Below are 18579 nucleotides of genomic sequence, written 5' to 3'. Positions count from 1 at the left end.
AGGACAGTGAAACGACTTTGCGCCGATGATAGTGCGGGTTCCCGTGTGAAAGTAGGTCATCGTCAGGCTCTTACAGCCCAGAAAACCCCAGTCAGATATGACTGGGGTTTTTTGCTTTGGGATAACAACAAATCATCCCTTCTCGCTGACCCCCGGGTATTGACCATGCAACTGCAAGACATTCTGTATTCCCAAGGTTTTGGTACGCGTCGTGTTTGCGCGGGCCTGATTCAGCAGGGGTGGGTCTCGGTGCGTGAGGCATCTTCGCCCAATGCCGAGTACATGCTCTGCACGGAGGCTACCGCAGGCTATGAGCCCGAAGGACTGCTGTTACGTGTACAGGGTGTGGATTGGCCGTTCCACGCCAAAGCCTACGTGCTGCTTCACAAACCCGCCGGCACGGAGTGTTCTCAAAAGCCTTCTACGTACCCCAGCATCTACACGCTTCTGCCTCCGCCGTTGCGCCAGCGGCCTACGAAGAGTGCGGTACAAGGAGTGCAGGCGGTGGGGCGCCTTGATCAGGACACAACGGGTATGTTGCTATTGAGCGATGACGGGCAATTCATTCATCGCTTGAGTTCGCCCAAGAAGCATGTTCCGAAGGTTTATCAAGTGACGACCAAACATCCCGTGGACGAGACACAGGTGTCGAAATTGTTGGCGGGGGTTGTGCTGGACGATGATCCCAAGCCGGTGCGTGCTGCAAACTGCTCCATTGTGGATTCCCATCGCTTGGATATGACGCTGACTGAGGGCAAGTACCACCAGGTCAAGCGGATGATTGCAGCGGTTGGCAATAGGGTGGAGGGGCTACATCGCTCTCGCATTGGAAGCATGGATTTGCCTGCGGATTTGGCCCCCGGCCAATGGCGATGGCTCAATGCTTCCGATCTGTCACTGTTGAACAGCAATGCTTGAGCATGTTGTCCGGAGGAGTGGCCTCTTTTGACTGGCTCAGAGAGTGCGGCCGGGGCACTGTGACTCATGTCGTTGATCCCTTGACTGCCGAGGCCGGGAGAGCTCTGCTGGCAAGTTGTGGTCTCGCCCTGCGAGATGCCCTGGCACCCCAGGCAGCGCCAATACCGGGATGACCTGAGTCAAAGAGAGCAAGATCACCCTGATGTTACGTGTTGTCGCTCGGGTCTGTGTTGGGCGCGGCGCTACACTCCAAGGCTGTGTTGAAAGTGGTTTTGTGAAGATTCTCTCGATTGCACGCATCTGCGTTGTGGCCCTTGGTGGGTGGTGTTACTCCTTGGCCGGTGTGGCGGCGGGCGCTCCGCCGCTTTTTGTACTCAATTCGCTGGAGGCCAACGTCAGCGTCATCGACCCGGTGACCTGGACGGAGACGGCCCGCATACCCACAGGTAAAGAGCCGCACCACCTGTATCTGACTCCCGATGAAAAGTCGATCATCGTGGCCAACGCGCTCGGTGACACGCTGACGTTTGTGGACCCCCGTACCGCCGAGGTGCAGCGTACCGTACGTGGGATTGTGGACCCCTACCATCTGCGATTCAGTCCCGACATGAAATGGTTCATCACGGCCGCCAACCGTCTGAATCACGTGGACTTTTACCGCTGGGACGGCAAGGACCTGACCCTGGTGCAGCGCGTGGCCACATCGCGCACCCCCAGCCATCTATGGATCGATAGTCGCAGCACCACCGTCTATTCGACCATGCAGGACAGTGACGAACTGGTGGCGATTGATATTGCCACCCAGACCATCAAATGGCGCGTCAAAACAGGCCCCATGCCTGCGGATGTCTACGGCAGTCCCGATGGCAAGCACCTGTTTGTGGGACTGACGGGCGGTGACAGCGTGGAGGTGTTCGATATCTCCGGGCGTGAAGCGGTCAGCGTCAAGCGGATCAAGACAGGCAACGGTGCACACGCCTTTCGCGCTGCTGGCGATGGGCACCACCTGTATGTGAGCAATCGCGTGGCCAACTCGATCAGCAAGATCGATATGAACACCCAGCAGGTCGTCGAGTCGTACCCTGTGCCTGGCGGCCCTGATTGCATGGATGTTTCGGCGGACGGACGCTACATCTACGTCAGTTCCCGTTGGGCACGGAAGCTGTCCGTGGTGGATACCCAGGCCAAGAAGGTGGTGCGCCAGGTCAACGTGGGCAAATCGCCCCACGGCGTTTGGACCTTGCAGCACGCGCCGCGTTGAGCGCTGCACCGCCGGTCAGAGGTATGTTTCTCAGCGCTCTTCGTGTACCACACGGCAGGCGTCGCGATGCTATCGTATTGATAGCTGTTTGGGCATGTTTCACCAGCGCTACCGCCCAAAATGACTGCAAAAAGCCCCTGTACCTGACCTTTGACACTGGCCACATGGAAGTGGCGCCTTTGGTGGCTGAGGTGCTCAAGCGCCAGCAGGTGCACGTGACTTTCTTTGCTGCAAACGAACGCACGAAGGAAGGCGATGGAAGTCTGGGGGACCATTGGGCCCCATGGTGGCGTGAACGCGCCGCGGAGGGCCATGAGTTTGCCTCCCACACCTGGAATCACACCTACTGGCGTGCCGATGCTGGCAGCGCGCCGCATCCGGCGTTTCGGGTCCGTCCCTCGGCGGGACAGCGTGAGGGTCAAAGCTTTGTGATGTCTGCAGCTGAATACTGCGAAGAAATTGCCCGTGCTGCGGATCGTTTGAAGGCCATTACCGGCAAGACGCCTTTGCCCCTGTTCCGCGCGCCTGGCGGCAAGACCTCTGCACAATTGATTGCCAGCGCGAAGGCCTGCGGTTACGCGCATGTGGGGTGGTCGCCTGCCGGCTTCTTGGGGGATGAGCTGCCCAGTGAGACGGCCAGCAACACCGCGCTGCTGAACAAGGCGCTGCGTGATGTGCGCAGTGGCGATATCCTGCTGGCGCACCTGGGGATCTGGTCGCGCAAGGACGCCTGGGCGCCCGCTGTGCTGGAGCCTTTGATTGAAGGGCTCAAGCAGCGAGGGTTTTGCTTTCGTACCTTGCGGGATCATCCTGACTATGCGGCCGCAGCGGCTCAGGTTCGCTAGATGGGCTGTGGGATCAAGTTGGATCGCGTGTGCCGTGGCTGAGGGCGCACGCGCCGCATGTTTGCATGAATAACCAGGTGCCAGGGAGCGCGACACGATGGGATGGCTAGGCGGTGTATTTGACAGCGTGCAGCAATGGCTTTTTGAGAGCGTGCTGCAGCCGCTGATGTTCACCACAGGGCTGGCCAGCCTGCTGGAGAACGGCTATGAGGCCTCCGGCTGGCTGCTGGTGGGATTGCTGCAGCTGGTCGTCATCGTGGCTGTGATTGGCCCCCTGCAGCGCTGGTGGCCGGTGGAGCAGATCAATGACCGCACCACCATCCGCACTGACATCCTCTACACCCTGATTCACCGGCTGGGACTGTTCCGGCTGGCGCTGTTTTTCACGGTGGATCCGCTGGCGGATTCACTGTTTGGTGCCTTGCGTGTGGCGGGTATCAGCACGTTCCAGCTCGATGGCCTCTGGCCGGGTGTGACGGACATCTCCTGGGTCAGCTTGCTGCTGTATCTGGTGGTGTTCGATTTTGTGGACTACTGGATCCACCGGGGGCAGCATCACTTTGAGTGGTGGTGGCGGCTGCATTCGCTGCACCATGCACAGCAGCAGATGACGATGTGGAGCGACAACCGCAACCACCTGCTCGATGACCTGCTGCGCGACGTGATTCTGGTGACGGTGGCGCAGCTGATTGGCGTTGCGCCGGGGCAGTTCATTGCCATCGTGGCCATCACTCAGCTCAGCGAGAGCTTTCAGCACGCCAACGTGCGGCTGTGGTTTGGTCAGGTGGGTGAGCGGCTCTGGATCAGCCCCCGGTTTCACCGCCGGCACCACAGCATTGGCATTGGCCACGAGACGGTCAAGCCAGCGACCGGCGCTGCAGCAGGCTTGCCAGCCGCGCAGCCGCGCGTGGTGCTCGGTGGGCATAACTTCGGGGTGCTTCTGCCCTGGTGGGACATGCTGATGGGCACGGCCAACTTTGAAAAGCGCTTTGACCCCACGGGCGTGCGCGACCAGGTCGAGCCGGGCCCCGATGGCCGTGTGCGCGACTACGGCGCGGGGTTCTGGTCCCAGCAATGGCGGGGCGTACTGAGGTTGCTGGGCAGGGCCTGAGCGGCTTGGCGGGCGCTGCCTGTATGCTTGCCGCCATGGGATTACTGCTTGATTCTTTCTGGCGTGCCGCTGCCTATTGCCTGCGTCCGCGGGTGATTGCGCTGTCGCTCTTGCCTCTGTTCTTGATCGCCGTTTTGGCACTCGGCCTGGGTTACTTCTATTGGGACGCGGCGGTGCAGGAGATGCGCGCATTGCTCGATGCGTCCTCGTTGCTGGCCAGCGTCTGGGGTTGGCTTCAGGGCTGGGGCCTGGGGGATGTGACTGCTGTCATGGCGCCGTTGATGGTGGTGCTGGCCGTGGCGCCTGTGCTGGTGGTGGTGTCGCTGCTGACCGTAGCGGTACTCATGACCCCCGCCCTGGTGGCATTGGTGGCTGCGCGGCGGTTTCCGGATCTGGAGCGCAAGAAGGGCGGGTCCTTCATCGCGAGTGTGGCCTGGTCGGTAGGGTCCACGGTGTTGGCGCTGGTGGCGCTGGTGGTGTCCGTTCCGCTGTGGCTGGTGCCGCCGCTGGTGCTCATCCTGCCGCCGCTGATCTGGGGTTGGCTGACCTACCGTGTGATGGTGTTCGACGCCTTGGCAGACCACGCCAGCAAGGAAGAGCGCCTGGAGATATTCCGCCGCCATCGCAGTAGCCTGCTGGGCATTGGTATCGTCACAGGCTATCTCGGGGCGGCGCCCAGCATTGTGTGGGCATCGGGCGTGGTGTTTGCCGCCGCGTTTTTTGTGCTGGTGCCGCTGGCGATCTGGATCTACACCCTGGTGTTCGCGTTTTCCTCGCTGTGGTTCACGCACTACGGTCTGGCCGCCCTGCAGCGCTTGCGTGCCGAGCGGTCCACCATGGCGCCGACGACCGGGCACGCCCCATTGGCCGAAGCGGCCGCGCATCCCAAAGACGCGCCAGCTCTGAACATGGCGGCACCCTCAGCCCTCGTGCTGCCGCCCCCTGCAAATCCGAACCCTGGAGACAATCCACCATGACCCCCACCTTTGGTCTCATCATCGTGGGTGACGAGATACTGTCAGGCAAAAGGGCCGACAAGCACATGCCCAAGGTGATCGACCTGTTATCGGCGCGGGGCCTGTCGCTGGCCTACGCCGACTATGTGGGCGACAGCCCGGACCGCATCACGGCCACTTTGCAGCGGGCGTTCGCGTCGGCCGATGTGGTGTTCTCGTGTGGCGGCATTGGCGCAACCCCAGACGACCACACGCGGCAATGTGCTGGACGTGCCCTGGGCCGGGATCTGGCCCTGCACCCAGAAGCCGAGACGCTGATTCGCGAACGCATGCAGGATGTGGCGCGCGAGCAGGGCGTGCCCTATGAGCCCGACCGGTCCGACAACGTGCACCGCCTCAACATGGGCATGTTCCCGGTGGGTGCGCGCATCATCCCCAATCCCTACAACAAGATCCCCGGCTTCAGTTGCGACGGGGCTGGGGGCGGTGCCGTGCACTTCGTTCCGGGCTTCCCAGTCATGGCCTGGCCCATGATCGAATGGGTGCTGGAGCACCACTACGCAGCCCATTTCAACCGGGCACCGCAGACCGAGCAGTCGGTGGTGGTTTATGGTGCGATGGAGGCAGCCTTGACGCCCCTCATGGAGCAGATTGAAAAATCGCACCCGGATGTGCGGGTGTTCAGTTTGCCCAGCGTAGATCATCCACAATACGGGCGGCATATCGAACTGGGTGTCAAAGGGCCCGCGTCCTCGGTGCCTGCTGCATGGCAGGCTTTGAAAACAGGATTGCACGAATTTGGTGCAAATTGCGGCCCTGAATTGGTGCGCAATCTGTGAGACTCAGATTTGGTAGATGGATTGCACCGTATTGGTGCTTTTTGGCGCATGCCACGCCGACCTGTCGCGGGTAGCGCTCCTTCATAGTGCGGTGCTGCACTCGGCTGGCACGCAAACTGCTTTTATTTCGGCAAACTCTTTTTTCAACAAGCGCTTTATCCAGGAGAACCTGATGGCCAAGACCGTTGCAGACGTGATGAAGATGGTGAAGGAGAACGAAGTCAAGTTCGTTGACTTCCGTTTCACCGATACCCGTGGCAAACAACAGCACACCACGGTGCCCGTCTCTCACTTCGACGAAGACAAGTTCACTTCGGGCCATGCCTTTGACGGCTCGTCGATCGCCGGTTGGAAGGGCATTGAAGCCTCCGACATGCAGCTGATCCCCGACCCGAGCACGGCCAACATCGATCCGTTCTTTGAAGAAACGACGCTGATCCTGACCTGCGACGTGATCGAGCCCACCGACGGCAAGGCCTACGACCGCGATCCCCGCTCCATTGCCAAGCGCGCTGAAGCCTACCTGAAGGCCTCCGGCCTGGGCGATACGGCCTACTTCGGTCCCGAGCCAGAATTCTTCATCTTCGACGGCGTGCGCTGGAGCACTGAACCCAACAACACGTTCTACGAAATCGAAGAGTACGAAGCCCCCTGGAACACAGGCGCCAAGCTCGAAGGCGGCAACCGTGGCCACCGCCCCACCGTCAAGGGCGGCTATTTCCCCGTGCCTCCTGTTGACAGCACGCAAGACATGCGCGCCGAGATGTCCCTGATCCTCGAATCCCTGGGCATTCCGGTTGAAGTGTTCCACCACGAAGTGGCAGGCGCTGGCCAGAACGAAATCGGCACCAAGTTCAGCACGCTGGTCGAGCGCGCCGACTGGACGATCCTGCAAAAGTACGTGATCCACAACGTGGCCAACGCTTACGGCAAGACCGCCACTTTCATGCCTAAGCCTTACCACGGCGACAACGGCTCCGGCATGCACGTGCACCAGTCCGTCTGGAAGGACGGCAAGAACCTGTTCGCTGGCGATGGCTATGCTGGTCTGTCGGACTTCGCGCTGTACTACATCGGCGGCATCATCAAGCACGCCCGTGCCCTGAACGCCATCACCAACCCCGGTACCAACAGCTACAAGCGCCTGGTGCCTCACTTCGAAGCACCGGTGAAGCTGGCCTACTCGGCCAAGAACCGTTCCGCTTCGATCCGTATCCCTTACGTGGCCAACCCCAAGGGCCGTCGCGTGGAAGCCCGCTTCCCCGATCCACTGATGAACCCCTACCTGGGCTTCGCAGCCTTGCTGATGGCCGGTCTGGACGGCGTGGAAAACAAGATCCATCCTGGCGAAGCCGCTACGAAGGACCTGTACCACCTGCCTCCAGAAGAAGACAAGCTGGTGCCCACCGTGTGCCACAGCCTGGACCAGGCCCTGGAACATCTGGACAAGGACCGCGCGTTCCTGACCAAGGGTGGCGTGTTCACCGACAGCATGATCGACGCCTACATCGATCTGAAGATGAACGAAGTGACCCGCTTCCGCATGGCAGTGCACCCTGTCGAGTACGACATGTACTACTCGCTGTAATCGTCTGCCTGCAGACCATTGCTCAAGAAAAGGCGGCGCAAGCCGCCTTTTTTCATGGGCGGGCGGCGGCGCTACCTGCGCCGAACGCGTGCGGCGGAACCAAGACGCCAGGTGTTGCATCCGTATACACAGCCCTTCAAGGGTCTGCCCTTGTTGGATTGGAGATGTAGGGTGATTGGGGGATACTCCCCTGTCCCCTGCATGTCAGTGCGAGGAAACCGAATGAATAAAACGCTCATCACCCTGCTCCTCATCGCCGCCACCGTCCCCGCAGTCCAGGCGCAAGACCGCATCTACCGTTGCGGCAACGAATACACCAACAACGCCCAGCAAGCCAAGGAGCGCGGCTGCAAGCTGGTGGAGGGCGGCAACGTTACCGTTGTGCAGGGCACCCGCCCAGCGTCTGCCGCAGCTCCTGCAGCGGGTGGTGCGGCAGCCCCGTCGTCTGCGACCTCGCCCGCCAACGCTCCACGCGTCAGCAACAACGAACAAAAATCCCGTGACTCGGATGCCCGCGCGATTCTGGAGTCCGAGCTGCGCAAAGCGGAAACGCGCCATGCCGAGCTGCTCAAGGAATACAACAACGGCGCCCCCGAGCGCAACGCACTCGATCTGCGCAACCCCCAGCGCTACACCGAACGCACGGCTGAACTCAAGGCCAGCGTGGCCCGCAGCGAGAGTGACATTGCGGGTATCAAGCGCGAGATTGCCCGCCTGCCTGCCCCTGCTGCACCCACCAACTGACAGCGGTGATTGCGTGTGAGTGCCCCTTCTTCCTCCGACCTTCCCGGCGCTGACACCGGGCGTTTTCATTCCCTGGACCTGATGTCCACCCTGGTGGCGGTGCTGCGCGCTGACGATGGCGCGGTGCAGTTTGCCAATGCCGCGCTGGAAAACACACTGGGCCTCTCGCGCCGCACCCTGGAAGGGGCGGACTTCTCTACCTTCTTCACCGACCCGGCACTGCTGCAGACCGCACTGGCGGGCGCCCGGGGCAAGGACTTTGCCGCGCTGCGCTACGAGGCCAGCCTGAAGCGCCTGCACCAGGACCCGGTGCCCGTGCATGTCAACGTGGCCGATGCCGAGCAGGTGGGCGAAATCCTGGTGGAGCTGTGGCCGCTGGAGCAGCAGGCCCGCCAGGACCGCGAAGAGCGCCTGCGTGACCAGGCCCAGGCCAACAAGGAGCTGATCCGCAACCTAGCCCATGAGATCAAGAACCCGCTGGGCGGCATTCGAGGCGCGGCGCAACTGCTGGAGATGGAGCTCGATAACCGCGAGCTCACCGAATACACCCAGGTCATCATCCACGAGGCCGACCGCCTGCAAAGCCTGGTGGACCGGCTGCTCGCGCCCCACCGCCACCCGCATCTGGTGGGCGACGTGAACATCCATGAGGTGTGCGAGCGGGTGCGCTCGCTCGTGCTGGTCGAATACCCGCAGGGCCTCAAGGTACAGCGCGACTACGACACCTCCATCCCCGAGTTTCGTGGGGACCGTGCGCAGCTCATTCAGGCGGTGCTAAACATCGTGCAGAACGCGGCCCAAGCGTTGTCAGAGCGAATCGCCAAGGGCGATGCCGTGATCACGCTGCGCACGCGCGTGGCCCGCCAGGTCACGTTCGGCCGGCAGCGCTACCGGCTGGCACTGGAATTGCATGTCATCGACAACGGACCGGGCGTACCCGATGCCATCAAGGAGCGGATTTTTTATCCACTGGTATCGGGTCGGGACGGCGGATCAGGGCTGGGGCTGACGTTGGCGCAAACCTTCGTGCAGCGTCACCACGGGTTGATCGAATGCGACAGCGTACCGGGTCGCACCGACTTCCGAATCCTGATCCCCTTGCCCTGACAGCGCATGACGGTCCCTGACACGCAACCACAGGGAAGGTAAGAAAAACATATGAAGCCGATCTGGATAGTAGATGACGACCCCTCGATCCGCTTCGTCCTGGAAAAGGCGCTGGCCCGCGAGAACCTGCCCACGCGCAGCTTCACGCACCCGCGCGAAGTGCTGGACGCACTGGCCGATGTCACCGCAGGCGACCCCGCGCGCCAGGGCCCCCAGGTTCTGGTGAGCGACATCCGCATGCCCGGAGGTTCGGGCCTGCAACTGCTGGAGAAGGTGCGCGAGCTGCAGCCCGGCCTGCCCGTCATCATCATGACGGCGTACTCCGACCTCGACAGCGCGGTGTCGGCTTTTCAGCGCGGCGCGTTCGAATACCTGCCCAAGCCGTTTGACCTGCCCAAGGCGGTGGAGCTGATCCGCCGAGCGGTGGAAGAAAGCCAGCGCGAAGAAGTCACCGAAGAGCGCCAGACCGCGACCCCCGAAATGCTGGGCCAGGCGCCCGCCATGCAGGACGTGTTTCGCGCCATCGGGCGGCTGTCGCAAAGCCAGGTCACGGTGCTCATCACCGGCGAATCGGGCTCGGGCAAGGAGCTGGTGGCGCGCGCGCTGCACAAGCATTCGCCCGTGGCAGACGGCCCCTTTGTGGCCATCAACACCGCCGCCATCCCCAAAGACCTGCTGGAGAGCGAACTCTTCGGCCATGAGCGCGGCGCCTTCACCGGCGCCCAGACCCAGCGGCGCGGCCGCTTCGAGCAGGCCGAGGGCGGCACGCTGTTCCTCGACGAAATCGGCGACATGCCGTTTGATTTGCAGACGCGCCTGCTGCGCGTGTTGTCGGACGGCCAGTTCTACCGCGTGGGCGGCCACGCAGCCGTCAAGGCCCATGTGCGCGTGATTGCCGCCACCCACCAGAACCTGGAGCAGCGCGTCAAGGAAGGCGGCTTCCGCGAGGACTTGTTCCACCGCCTCAACGTGATCCGCCTGCGCCTGCCCGCGCTGCGCGAGCGGCATGAAGACGTGCCCATGCTCACGCGCCACTTTCTGCAGCAAAGCGCGCGGCAGCTGGGCGTGGAGCCCAAGCGCATTGCCGATTCAGCACTGGCGCGGCTGGAGCAGTTTGCCTTCCCGGGCAACGTGCGCCAGCTGGAGAACATCTGCCACTGGCTCACGGTGATGGCGCCTGCCCAGGTGATCTCGCTGCAGGACCTGCCGCCCGAGGTGCTGGAAGCCCCGGTGTACCAGCCGCCAGTGCGCGCCACGGCGGGCGCCGAGCCTGCGGCGGCCACGGTGACATCGATGCCGGTGGCCCCGCTGGCCCCTGTTGCGCCAGTGGCGCAGCCTGCACCCGAATTGGTGGGTGGCCTGCACCCTGCAGCGCAGGCGTCTGCTCCGGTGTCGGCGTCTGCACCTGCGGCCGTTGCGTCCTGGTCGGCCGACGCCGCCGCAGCCCCTGTGGCTGCTGCCCACAGCTGGGAGCAGGCACTGGAAACCGAGGCGCAAAAACTGCTCGCAGGTGGCCAGCCCGAGGTGTGGGACGCGCTCACGCGGCGCTTTGAGTCGCGCCTGATCCGCACGGCCCTGGTGGCCACCCACGGCCGTCGCATGGAGGCCGCGCAGCGCCTGGGCATTGGGCGCAACACCATCACCCGCAAGATCCAGGAGTTGGGGCTGGACGCGCCGGATGAAGTATGAAAATGGCCGCAGGTGCATGTTTATCATGCCTCTGCAGCTATTGAAATCGTAGCAATGCAAGGTGCCACTACATCGCTGGTGGCATCGCTGCAACCTGGCCCGGATGCGCGCTGCGCATCGCACTGCATGGCGGGCCATGTCCTACATGCAGGCCCTCCCTGGGCCGACCCGGCACTCCGGAGGTGGCTTCAACAATGAAGTCACTGTCAACCAACCGGAGATGTTCCTATGTCGGATTTCAACGATGCCAACCGTGACCCTTTGACCAATGAGCCGGGTGCTCACCCCGTCGGAACGGGCGTGGGTGCTGCCTTGGGTGGCGCTGCAGCCGGCGCTGCTGCCGGTGCTTTCGGCGGCCCGGTCGGCGCTGCCATTGGTGGCGTAGCGGGGGCTGTGGCCGGCGGCCTGGCTGGCAAGGCGGCTGCCGAGGCCGTCAACCCCACCGAAGAAGACGCCTACTGGCGCGAAACCTACCACCGCGAGCCGTACTACGTGGGCGGCCGCACGTACGACCAATACCGTCCCGCCTATGAGCTGGGCTGGTCGTCTGTGGGCCGCTACGAGGGCGACTTTGACGCCATCGAGCCGCGCCTAGCGGACGACTGGCGCGCACGCCACGGCAGCGACGGCCTAGCCTGGACCGATGTGCGCCCCGCCACCCGTGCGGCGTGGGAGCGCGCCGCCAACCGCACTGCGCTCGCCACCGACCGTCCGATGGACGTGATCGACGCCGAGGATGTGGTCGATGTACTCAATGACCTGCTGGAGTCTGCACGCGATGGCGAGTACGGCTTCCATGCCTGTGCAGAGCATGCCGAGTCGGGCCAGCTCAAGGGCATCTTCCAGCGCCACTCGCGTGAATGTGCCGCTGCCGCTGTCGAGCTGGAGCATGAGATCCGCCGCCTGAATGGCGACCCTGCACAGGGCGGCACGGTGGCAGGTGCGCTGCACCGGGGCTGGGTGTCGGTGAAGACGGCACTTTCCACCCGCGACGACAAGGCCGTGCTGGAAGAGTGCGAGCGTGGCGAGGACGCTGCGGTGGCCCGCTACCGCAAGGCGTTGAAGGCGACGCTGCCTGCAGATGTGCGCGCGCTGGTGGAGCGCCAGGCACAAGGCGCCCAGCGCAACCACGACGAGGTGCGTGCGCTGCGCGACGGGTTCTCGCCACGGCCCTGATCTCAGGGGCCAAGGGAGTCCCTGGGGGAAGCCACGCCTGAGATGGCGCCTGTGCTGCATCTGAGGGTTGCCCCCAGAAAAAAGGCTGCCAGAGGAATACTCTGGCAGCCTTTTTTGCGTCGCATACGGGCAGCCTGAGGGCTGCAGCCCAGCGGTTCCAGGGCGTATCAGGCGCTCATCGTGACCACCACCGGCGCGTGGTCGCTGGGCTGCGGGTTCTTGCGCGGGGCGCGGTCCACCACGCAGGCCGTCACTGTGGGCTTGAGCGCTTCGCTCACCAGGATGTGGTCGATGCGCAGGCCCCGGTTTTTCTGGAAGCCCAGCATGCGGTAGTCCCACCACGAGTAGCTTTTTTCGGGCTGCTCGAACATGCGGAAGGCATCGGTCAGTCCCAACGCCAGCAGCGCCTGGAAGTGGTTGCGCTCTTCGGTGGTGTGGTGGATGGTCTCGCGCAGGCCTTCGGGGTCATACGAGTCGCGGTCTTCCGGTGCCACGTTGAAGTCGCCCACCAGCACCAGGCGCGGGTGGGCGGCCATCTCGGCGCGCACCATGTCCTGCAGCGCCTGCAGCCAGCGCATCTTGTAGGCGAACTTTTCCGAGCCCGGCTCCTGGCCGTTGACGAAGTAGCCGTTGAGCAGGCGCAGCGGGCCTGCCGGAGTGTCCAGCGTGGCACCGATGACACGGGCCTGCTCGTCGCCAAAGTCAGGGATGTTGCGCACCACGTCGCGCAACGGGTGGCGGCTCAGGATGGCCACGCCGTTGTAGGTCTTCTGGCCGAAGGCCACGGCTTCGTAGCCGGCCTCTTTCAACGCGTCGTGGGGAAACTTGTCGTCGGTGAGCTTGAGCTCCTGCAGGCACAGGGCATCGACCGGGTTGGCGGCCAGCCAGGCCAGCACCTGGGGCAGGCGCACCGACAGGGAGTTCACGTTCCAGGTGGCAATTTGCATGGTTTTTGGCCGGTAGCGCTAGTGGATCATGCGCTGGCAGCTATCAAAATGTGAGTAGATGAGGAAAGGGGCAGAAGCGTCAGGCGCGGCGCACACGGGTCACAAAGCTGAACGGGAGCCCGTTGGCGCTCACGTGGTGCTCGCGGGCGGTTTCTACCCATTCTGCGCCCAGCACGGGGGCATAGGCATCGCCGTCAAAGTCCTGGGCGATCTCCGTCACCTCCACGCAGTCCGCCAGGGGCAAGGATTCGGCATAGATCTGCGCGCCCCCAATGATCCACACGGTTTTGCCCGCGTCGCACAGCGCCAGTGCTTCGGCCAGGCTGCCTGCGCGGTGGGCACCCTCGGCCTGCCAGTCGGCCTGCCGCGTCACCACGATGTTGGTGCGGCCGGGCAGGGGGCGAAAGCGTGCGGGCAGCGAGTCCCAGGTCTTGCGGCCCATGACCACCGGGCATCCCTGCGTGAGCTGCTTGAAGTGCGCCATGTCCTCGGGGATGTGCCAGGGCAGGCGGTTGTCCTTGCCGATGACGCCGTTGGCCGCGCGGGCGTAAATGAGGTGCAGGGGCATAGGGCTCGCTCGGTGCTTGAATGGGGAGGGGATCAGATGTGCAGGAACGCCAGCGCGCCCACACCCAGGCCCACGGCGGCCACGCCGTACATGCCGTATTCCAGCCACTTCTTCTTGGTCAGCAGCGCAATCGCGGCCAGGGCAATCGCCACCTGCAGCGCGGTGGTGGCCTGGGCCCAGCGGTGGTGCTGGTGCATCTGGGCCTCGCTTTGCTGATCGAAGGCGTGGGCATCGGCCTCCAGCTTTTCGGCCGCGGTCTTGATCTCGTTCTTCTCTTTTTCGTAGCGGTCGATCTTGGCCTGGTATTTGACCTTCTCGGCTTCGGCCGGGGTCAGGTCACGGGCCAGCTCGGCCAGGCTTTGTTTGGTGCTTTTGGACTGGAAGTAATTCCACTGGTTGGAGGCCTCGGTCTTCTTGATGGCCGCGTCGTTCTTCATCAGGCCCGCATTGGCCTGGGTGGCGCCGCCCATGTAGGCAAAGATGGCACCCACCGTGGCCACGATGGCCGTGAACATGGCGATCTTGTTGGTGGACGAGCCGCCGCCATGGTCCGCACCGTGGTGCGCAGCATCGTGGCCGTGGGTGGCATGTTCGACCGCGTGGTCGTGGGGGCCGTGTACGTGGAATCCGCCGGAAGACATAGATAGAAGCTCGTTGTATTGGTTATGGGTGAAAGCGGGGCCTGTGCCGCAGGCTGGCTGGTGCAGTGGTCAGGTCAGACTGCCACGGGCGCCTTGATGGCAGGGTGGCACTGGTAGTCCACCACTTCAAAGTCTTCGTACTCGTAGTCGAAGATGCTGCCCGGCTTGCGTTTGATGTTCAGCACGGGGTAGGGGTAGGGCGTACGCGCCAGCTGGGTCTGCACTTGCTCGTGGTGGTTGCTGTAGATGTGGCAGTCGCCACCCGTCCAGACGAAGTCGCCCACCTCCAGGTCGCACTGCTGGGCCACCATGTGGGTCAGCAGCGCATAGCTGGCGATGTTGAACGGCACACCCAGAAAGATGTCTGCGCTGCGCTGGTACAACTGGCAAGACAGCGTGCCGCGCCCGCCGGGCTCTTGCGCCGGGGCTACGTAAAACTGAAAGAAAGCGTGGCACGGCATGAGCGCCATCTTGTGCAGCTCGGCCACGTTCCAGGCGCTCACGATGATGCGGCGCGAGTCGGGGTTGGTCTTGAGCGTTTGGATGACGTCGCTGATCTGGTCGATGTGCCCGCCGTCCGGCGTCGGCCAGCTGCGCCACTGCACGCCGTACACCGGGCCCAGGTCGCCGTCCTCGCGAGCCCATTCATCCCAGATGGTCACGCCGCGCTCTTTCAGCCAGTTGTTGTTGCTCGATCCGGTCAGGAACCACAACAACTCCTGGATGATTGACTTGAGGTGCACCTTCTTGGTCGTGACCAGCGGAAAACCTTCCTTCAGGTCAAACCGCATCTGGTGGCCGAACACGCTCTTGGTGCCGGTGCCGGTGCGGTCCGACTTGTCCACGCCGTGGGTGAACACATGGCGCATGAAATCTTCGTACTGGGAGCGCACGGGGCGGGCGGGCAAGGCAGGAGCTGGCGGGGCAGCAGAAGGCTGGGTCATGGGATGGATCACTCAGGGTAGGGCGCCGCCATCAAGGGGTGGCCGTTGCCGACGGCGGATTTTATGCGGAGCGGGAGAATGCCAGATTCGCCATCCATCCACTGCACTTCCCATGACGACTTCCGATACCCCCGTCACCATCCGCCCCCTCCAGGCTGCCGACTGGCCCGCCGTGTGGCCCATCCTGCGCACCACCTTCCGGGCGGGAGACACGTATGCGTTTGCCCCCGACAGCACCGAGGCCGAGATCCACAAAGCCTGGGTAGAGCTGCCTGCCGCAACCTTTGTCGTCCTTGGCGCGGGCGGGGAGATTTGGGGTACCTATTTCATCAAGCCCAACCAGGCCGGGCAGGGCGCCCATGTGTGCAACTGTGGCTATGTGGTGGCGCCGACCGCGCAGGGGCAGGGCGTGGCCTCGTTGATGTGTGAGCACTCCCAGCAGCAGGCTGTGGTCATGGGCTTTCGGGCCATGCAGTTCAACCTGGTGGTAGCCAGCAACGTGCGCGCCGTGCGGCTGTGGCAGCACCTGGGCTTTGCGATCGTGGGCACGCTGCCCGGGGCCTTCCGGCACCACACGCGGGGCTATGTCGATGCCCATGTGATGTTCAAGACACTGGTGGCCTGAGCTTTTTGTCCATGCAAAAAGGGCTCCCATGCAGGAGCCCTCTCAGAGAGTCAGGGGGAAACACTTCCGCATGGTGGCAGCACCCACAACCGTGAGAGGCCACCACCATGGGAAGGCCCGCATTCTTACATTGCGCTGATTTCGCCCGAAGGGATCTTGCCGGTGCGTACCGCTTCGGCCGCTGCGGCGCGCACTGCAGCGCGGTCGGCAGTCGACTTGTAGGTCACGACACGCGAACCAGCGGGTTCGATGCTACGCGTTTGGGCCACGGTAGAGGCTTCAGCAGCCACTTCGGCGCGGGTGCGGTTGGTGTCGAACTTCAGGGCGAATTGCGAGCTGTCGGCTTCGTCAGCGTGGGCGCCGAAAGCGGAGAAAGCAGCCACGGCAGCGATGGACAGGAAACGTGTGGTCTTGTTCATGGTGATCTCGATTCTTGATGGGGTGGGGGCAGGTCCGTTGATTCCGGGACGGCTTACAGAGCGCCGATTTCGCCGGAAGGGATCTGGCCAGTGCGCACAGCTTCAGCAGCCTGGGCACGCACGGCAGCGCGGTCAGCTGTGGACTTGTAGGTCACCACACGCGAACCAGCGGGCTCGATCGAGCGGGTCTGGGCCACGGTAGCGGCTTCAGCAGCCACTTCAGCGCGGGTGCGGTTGGTTTCAAACTTGGTGGCGAACTGCGAAGCATCGGCTTCGTCAGCCTGGGCGCCAAAAGAAGCGAAAGCGGCGACAGCGGCGATGGAGAGCAAACGTGCGGTGTTGTTCATGATTGATAAGTCCTTGAAGTTGAAAAAGCGTCTCAAAAAAGCCGGGTCAAAAACCATTCCTGAACCGGGTTCGGTGAGTCGCCTTGCGGGTTCGGCTCATCGATGGGTTGAACTGTACGCCGATGGTGTTCAGGGAAAAACCACTTGGTCGCAAACTGACTGTTCCAGTTTTGGAAACAGTCGGCCCACTCAGGGCGCGCCCTTGGGTCAAATGTGTGCAGCACCCCGCAGCGCCAGGGCGGGCGCCCCAGGCCCACAATGCACATACCCAATTGATGCGACTAGGTATAAATCCTGAGATTCTGGCGAAATTTAGTATGTGTAGTGCTTTTCAAAGTATCAACTGAGCATCAGAGCATCGGTATCGTTCAGCCCATCAATGCCGAGATTCGACTGGCGTTGAATGGCAGATCCATACCAACTACGCAGGAGACGTTCCGATGCCCCGTTCCACTCGTCCACACACTCGCCTGGCTCTGGCCGTTGCCGCCCTGGCGGCATCGCTTTGCGGAGCCGCTGCGCATGCGCAGACCGAACTCGTGATTGCCACCGTGAACAACGGCCACATGATCGAGATGCAAAAGCTCAGCAAGAATTTCGAGCAGGCGAACCCCGACATCAAGCTCAAGTGGGTCACGCTCGAAGAAGGCGTGCTGCGCCAGCGCGTGACGACCGACATCGCCACCAAGGGCGGCCAGTTCGACGTGATGACGATCGGCATGTACGAAGCGCCCATCTGGGGCAAGAAGGGCTGGCTGCAGGAGCTGAAGACCGATGCTGCCTACGACGTGGATGACCTGCTGCCCGCCGTGCGCAATGGCCTGACGGTGGACGGCAAGCTGTTTGCCGCGCCGTTCTATGGCGAAAGCTCCATGCTGATGTACCGCAAGGACCTGGCCGACAAGGCCGGCGTGCAGGTGCCTGAGCGTCCCACCTGGCCGCAGATCAAGGACCTGGCCGCCAAGATGCACGACCCCAAGAACGGCGTGTACGGCATCTGCCTGCGCGGCAAGCCAGGCTGGGGTGACAACATGGCGTTTTTGACCACGCTGGTCAACACCTTCGGCGGCCAGTGGTTCGACATGCAGTGGAAGCCGCAGCTCGAGTCCAAGCCCTGGAAGGATGCGATCACCTTCTACGTCGACCTGCTCAAGAACTATGGCCCGCCCGGCTCGTCGGCCAACAGCTTCAACGAGATCCTGGCGCTGACCAACTCCGGCAAGTGCGGCATGTGGGTGGACGCGACCATCGCCGCATCGTTCGTGGCGGACCCCAAGCAGTCCAAGGTGGCCGACCAGATGGCCTTTGCCCAGGCGCCCACCATGAACACGCCCAAGGGCGCGAACTGGCTGTGGTCGTGGAATCTGGCCATCCCGGCTGGTTCCAAAAAGGTCGACGCCGCGCAGAAGTTCATCACCTGGTCCACCAGCAAGGACTACATCCAGCTGGTGGCCAAGACCAACGGCTGGGCCAACGTGCCCACCGGCACGCGCAAGAGCACCTACGCCTCGCCGGAATTCCAGAAGGCCGCGCGTTTTGCCGCCGCAGAGAAGACCGCCATCGACTCGGCCAACCCCACGGATTCGACCTTGCCCAAGAGCCCGTATGTGGGCGTGCAGTTCGCGGCCATTCCGGAGTTCCAGGCCATCGGTATCGCCGTGGGCCAGCAGATGAGTTCTGCGCTGGCAGGCAAGACGACGGTGGACGCGGCACTCAAGGCCGGCCAGGTGGCGGCTGACCGCGAAATGAAGAAGGCCGGCTACTACAAATAGGCAAGCACCCATTGGGCTACTGCGCGGCCCGATCTGGGGGCGGTGTTCCTCGCCGTACGGGAGTACGACTGCGGTACAGCAC

Annotated in this window: 19 protein-coding genes; 13 read left to right on the top strand and 6 right to left on the bottom strand. The window is 63.1% G+C overall.

What is annotated here, in order from left to right:
- Positions 1-165: 165 nt before the first annotated feature.
- From AC07X4_RS11840 to AC07X4_RS11790, 11 genes are all read left to right on the top strand, one after another.
- Positions 166-918, top strand: coding sequence for a 16S rRNA pseudouridine(516) synthase (locus AC07X4_RS11840; protein ID WP_436078672.1), 753 nt, complete (start codon positions 166-168; stop codon positions 916-918).
- Positions 919-1192: 274 nt separating this feature from the next.
- Entirely contained in the window at positions 1193-2179 is a 987-nt protein-coding gene (locus tag AC07X4_RS11835) for a YncE family protein (RefSeq protein ID WP_082564891.1), read from the top strand.
- 23 nt (positions 2180-2202) lie between these two features.
- Positions 2203-3024 carry a polysaccharide deacetylase family protein gene (locus AC07X4_RS11830; RefSeq protein ID WP_494740174.1) on the top strand — a complete coding sequence of 274 codons (822 nt, stop codon included), beginning with the start codon at positions 2203-2205 and terminating at the stop codon, positions 3022-3024.
- 97 nt (positions 3025-3121) lie between these two features.
- On the top strand, positions 3122-4135 hold the full coding sequence (locus AC07X4_RS11825; protein ID WP_494740173.1) for a sterol desaturase family protein: 1014 nt from the start codon (positions 3122-3124) through the stop codon (positions 4133-4135).
- A 35-nt stretch (positions 4136-4170) separates the two neighbouring features.
- On the top strand, positions 4171-5112 hold the full coding sequence (locus AC07X4_RS11820) for an EI24 domain-containing protein (RefSeq protein ID WP_494740172.1): 942 nt from the start codon (positions 4171-4173) through the stop codon (positions 5110-5112).
- The gene (locus AC07X4_RS11815; RefSeq protein ID WP_494740171.1) at positions 5109-5930 is read left to right on the top strand and encodes a competence/damage-inducible protein A; all 822 of its coding nucleotides are present in this window, start codon (positions 5109-5111) and stop codon (positions 5928-5930) included. Before AC07X4_RS11820 ends, AC07X4_RS11815 begins: the two co-directional genes overlap by 4 nt.
- A 172-nt stretch (positions 5931-6102) precedes the next feature.
- Complete coding sequence (glnA, locus tag AC07X4_RS11810; protein WP_094291201.1) at positions 6103-7518, top strand: type I glutamate--ammonia ligase; 1416 nt, start codon at positions 6103-6105, stop codon at positions 7516-7518.
- A 222-nt stretch (positions 7519-7740) separates the two neighbouring features.
- Entirely contained in the window at positions 7741-8262 is a 522-nt protein-coding gene (locus tag AC07X4_RS11805; RefSeq protein ID WP_056067114.1) for a hypothetical protein, read from the top strand.
- A gap of 81 nt (positions 8263-8343) precedes the next feature.
- The gene (glnL, locus tag AC07X4_RS11800) at positions 8344-9369 is read left to right on the top strand and encodes a nitrogen regulation protein NR(II) (RefSeq protein ID WP_043566259.1); all 1026 of its coding nucleotides are present in this window, start codon (positions 8344-8346) and stop codon (positions 9367-9369) included.
- 51 nt (positions 9370-9420) lie between these two features.
- Positions 9421-11058 carry a nitrogen regulation protein NR(I) gene (ntrC, locus tag AC07X4_RS11795; protein WP_494740170.1) on the top strand — a complete coding sequence of 546 codons (1638 nt, stop codon included), beginning with the start codon at positions 9421-9423 and terminating at the stop codon, positions 11056-11058.
- A gap of 228 nt (positions 11059-11286) precedes the next feature.
- Positions 11287-12234 carry a ferritin-like domain-containing protein gene (locus AC07X4_RS11790; RefSeq protein ID WP_291445834.1) on the top strand — a complete coding sequence of 316 codons (948 nt, stop codon included), beginning with the start codon at positions 11287-11289 and terminating at the stop codon, positions 12232-12234.
- A gap of 167 nt (positions 12235-12401) precedes the next feature.
- On the opposite strand, the gene xth is transcribed toward AC07X4_RS11790, so the two are convergent.
- The 4 genes from xth to AC07X4_RS11770 form a co-directional block, all read right to left on the bottom strand.
- On the bottom strand, positions 12402-13181 hold the full coding sequence (gene xth / locus AC07X4_RS11785) for an exodeoxyribonuclease III (protein ID WP_494740169.1): 780 nt from the start codon (positions 13179-13181) through the stop codon (positions 12402-12404).
- A 79-nt stretch (positions 13182-13260) separates the two neighbouring features.
- Positions 13261-13749 carry a dihydrofolate reductase gene (locus tag AC07X4_RS11780; protein ID WP_494740168.1) on the bottom strand — a complete coding sequence of 163 codons (489 nt, stop codon included), beginning with the start codon at positions 13747-13749 and terminating at the stop codon, positions 13261-13263.
- Between the two features lie 32 nt (positions 13750-13781).
- Positions 13782-14390, bottom strand: a complete 609-nt coding sequence (locus AC07X4_RS11775) for a DUF4337 domain-containing protein (RefSeq protein ID WP_056743682.1) — start codon at positions 14388-14390, stop codon at positions 13782-13784.
- A gap of 74 nt (positions 14391-14464) precedes the next feature.
- Positions 14465-15334 (bottom strand): thymidylate synthase, encoded by an 870-nt coding sequence (locus AC07X4_RS11770; protein WP_494740167.1) that lies wholly within the window; start codon positions 15332-15334, stop codon positions 14465-14467.
- Between the two features lie 112 nt (positions 15335-15446).
- On the opposite strand from AC07X4_RS11770, the gene AC07X4_RS11765 reads away from it, so the two are divergent.
- Positions 15447-15959 carry a GNAT family N-acetyltransferase gene (locus tag AC07X4_RS11765; RefSeq protein WP_494740166.1) on the top strand — a complete coding sequence of 171 codons (513 nt, stop codon included), beginning with the start codon at positions 15447-15449 and terminating at the stop codon, positions 15957-15959.
- 125 nt (positions 15960-16084) lie between these two features.
- Here AC07X4_RS11765 and AC07X4_RS11760 read toward each other — a convergent pair whose 3' ends face one another.
- The gene (locus AC07X4_RS11760; RefSeq protein ID WP_056067132.1) at positions 16085-16378 is read right to left on the bottom strand and encodes a hypothetical protein; all 294 of its coding nucleotides are present in this window, start codon (positions 16376-16378) and stop codon (positions 16085-16087) included.
- A 53-nt stretch (positions 16379-16431) separates the two neighbouring features.
- Positions 16432-16725, bottom strand: a complete 294-nt coding sequence (locus tag AC07X4_RS11755) for a DUF4148 domain-containing protein (RefSeq protein WP_494740165.1) — start codon at positions 16723-16725, stop codon at positions 16432-16434.
- 440 nt (positions 16726-17165) lie between these two features.
- Here AC07X4_RS11755 and AC07X4_RS11750 point away from each other — a divergent pair, with 440 nt between their 5' ends.
- On the top strand, positions 17166-18497 hold the full coding sequence (locus AC07X4_RS11750; RefSeq protein ID WP_494740164.1) for an ABC transporter substrate-binding protein: 1332 nt from the start codon (positions 17166-17168) through the stop codon (positions 18495-18497).
- Positions 18498-18579: the final 82 nt, after the last annotated feature.

This window comes from Acidovorax sp. GW460-11-11-14-LB4, assembly GCF_059423685.1.
This window is presented reverse-complemented; position numbering and strand designations above follow the sequence as displayed.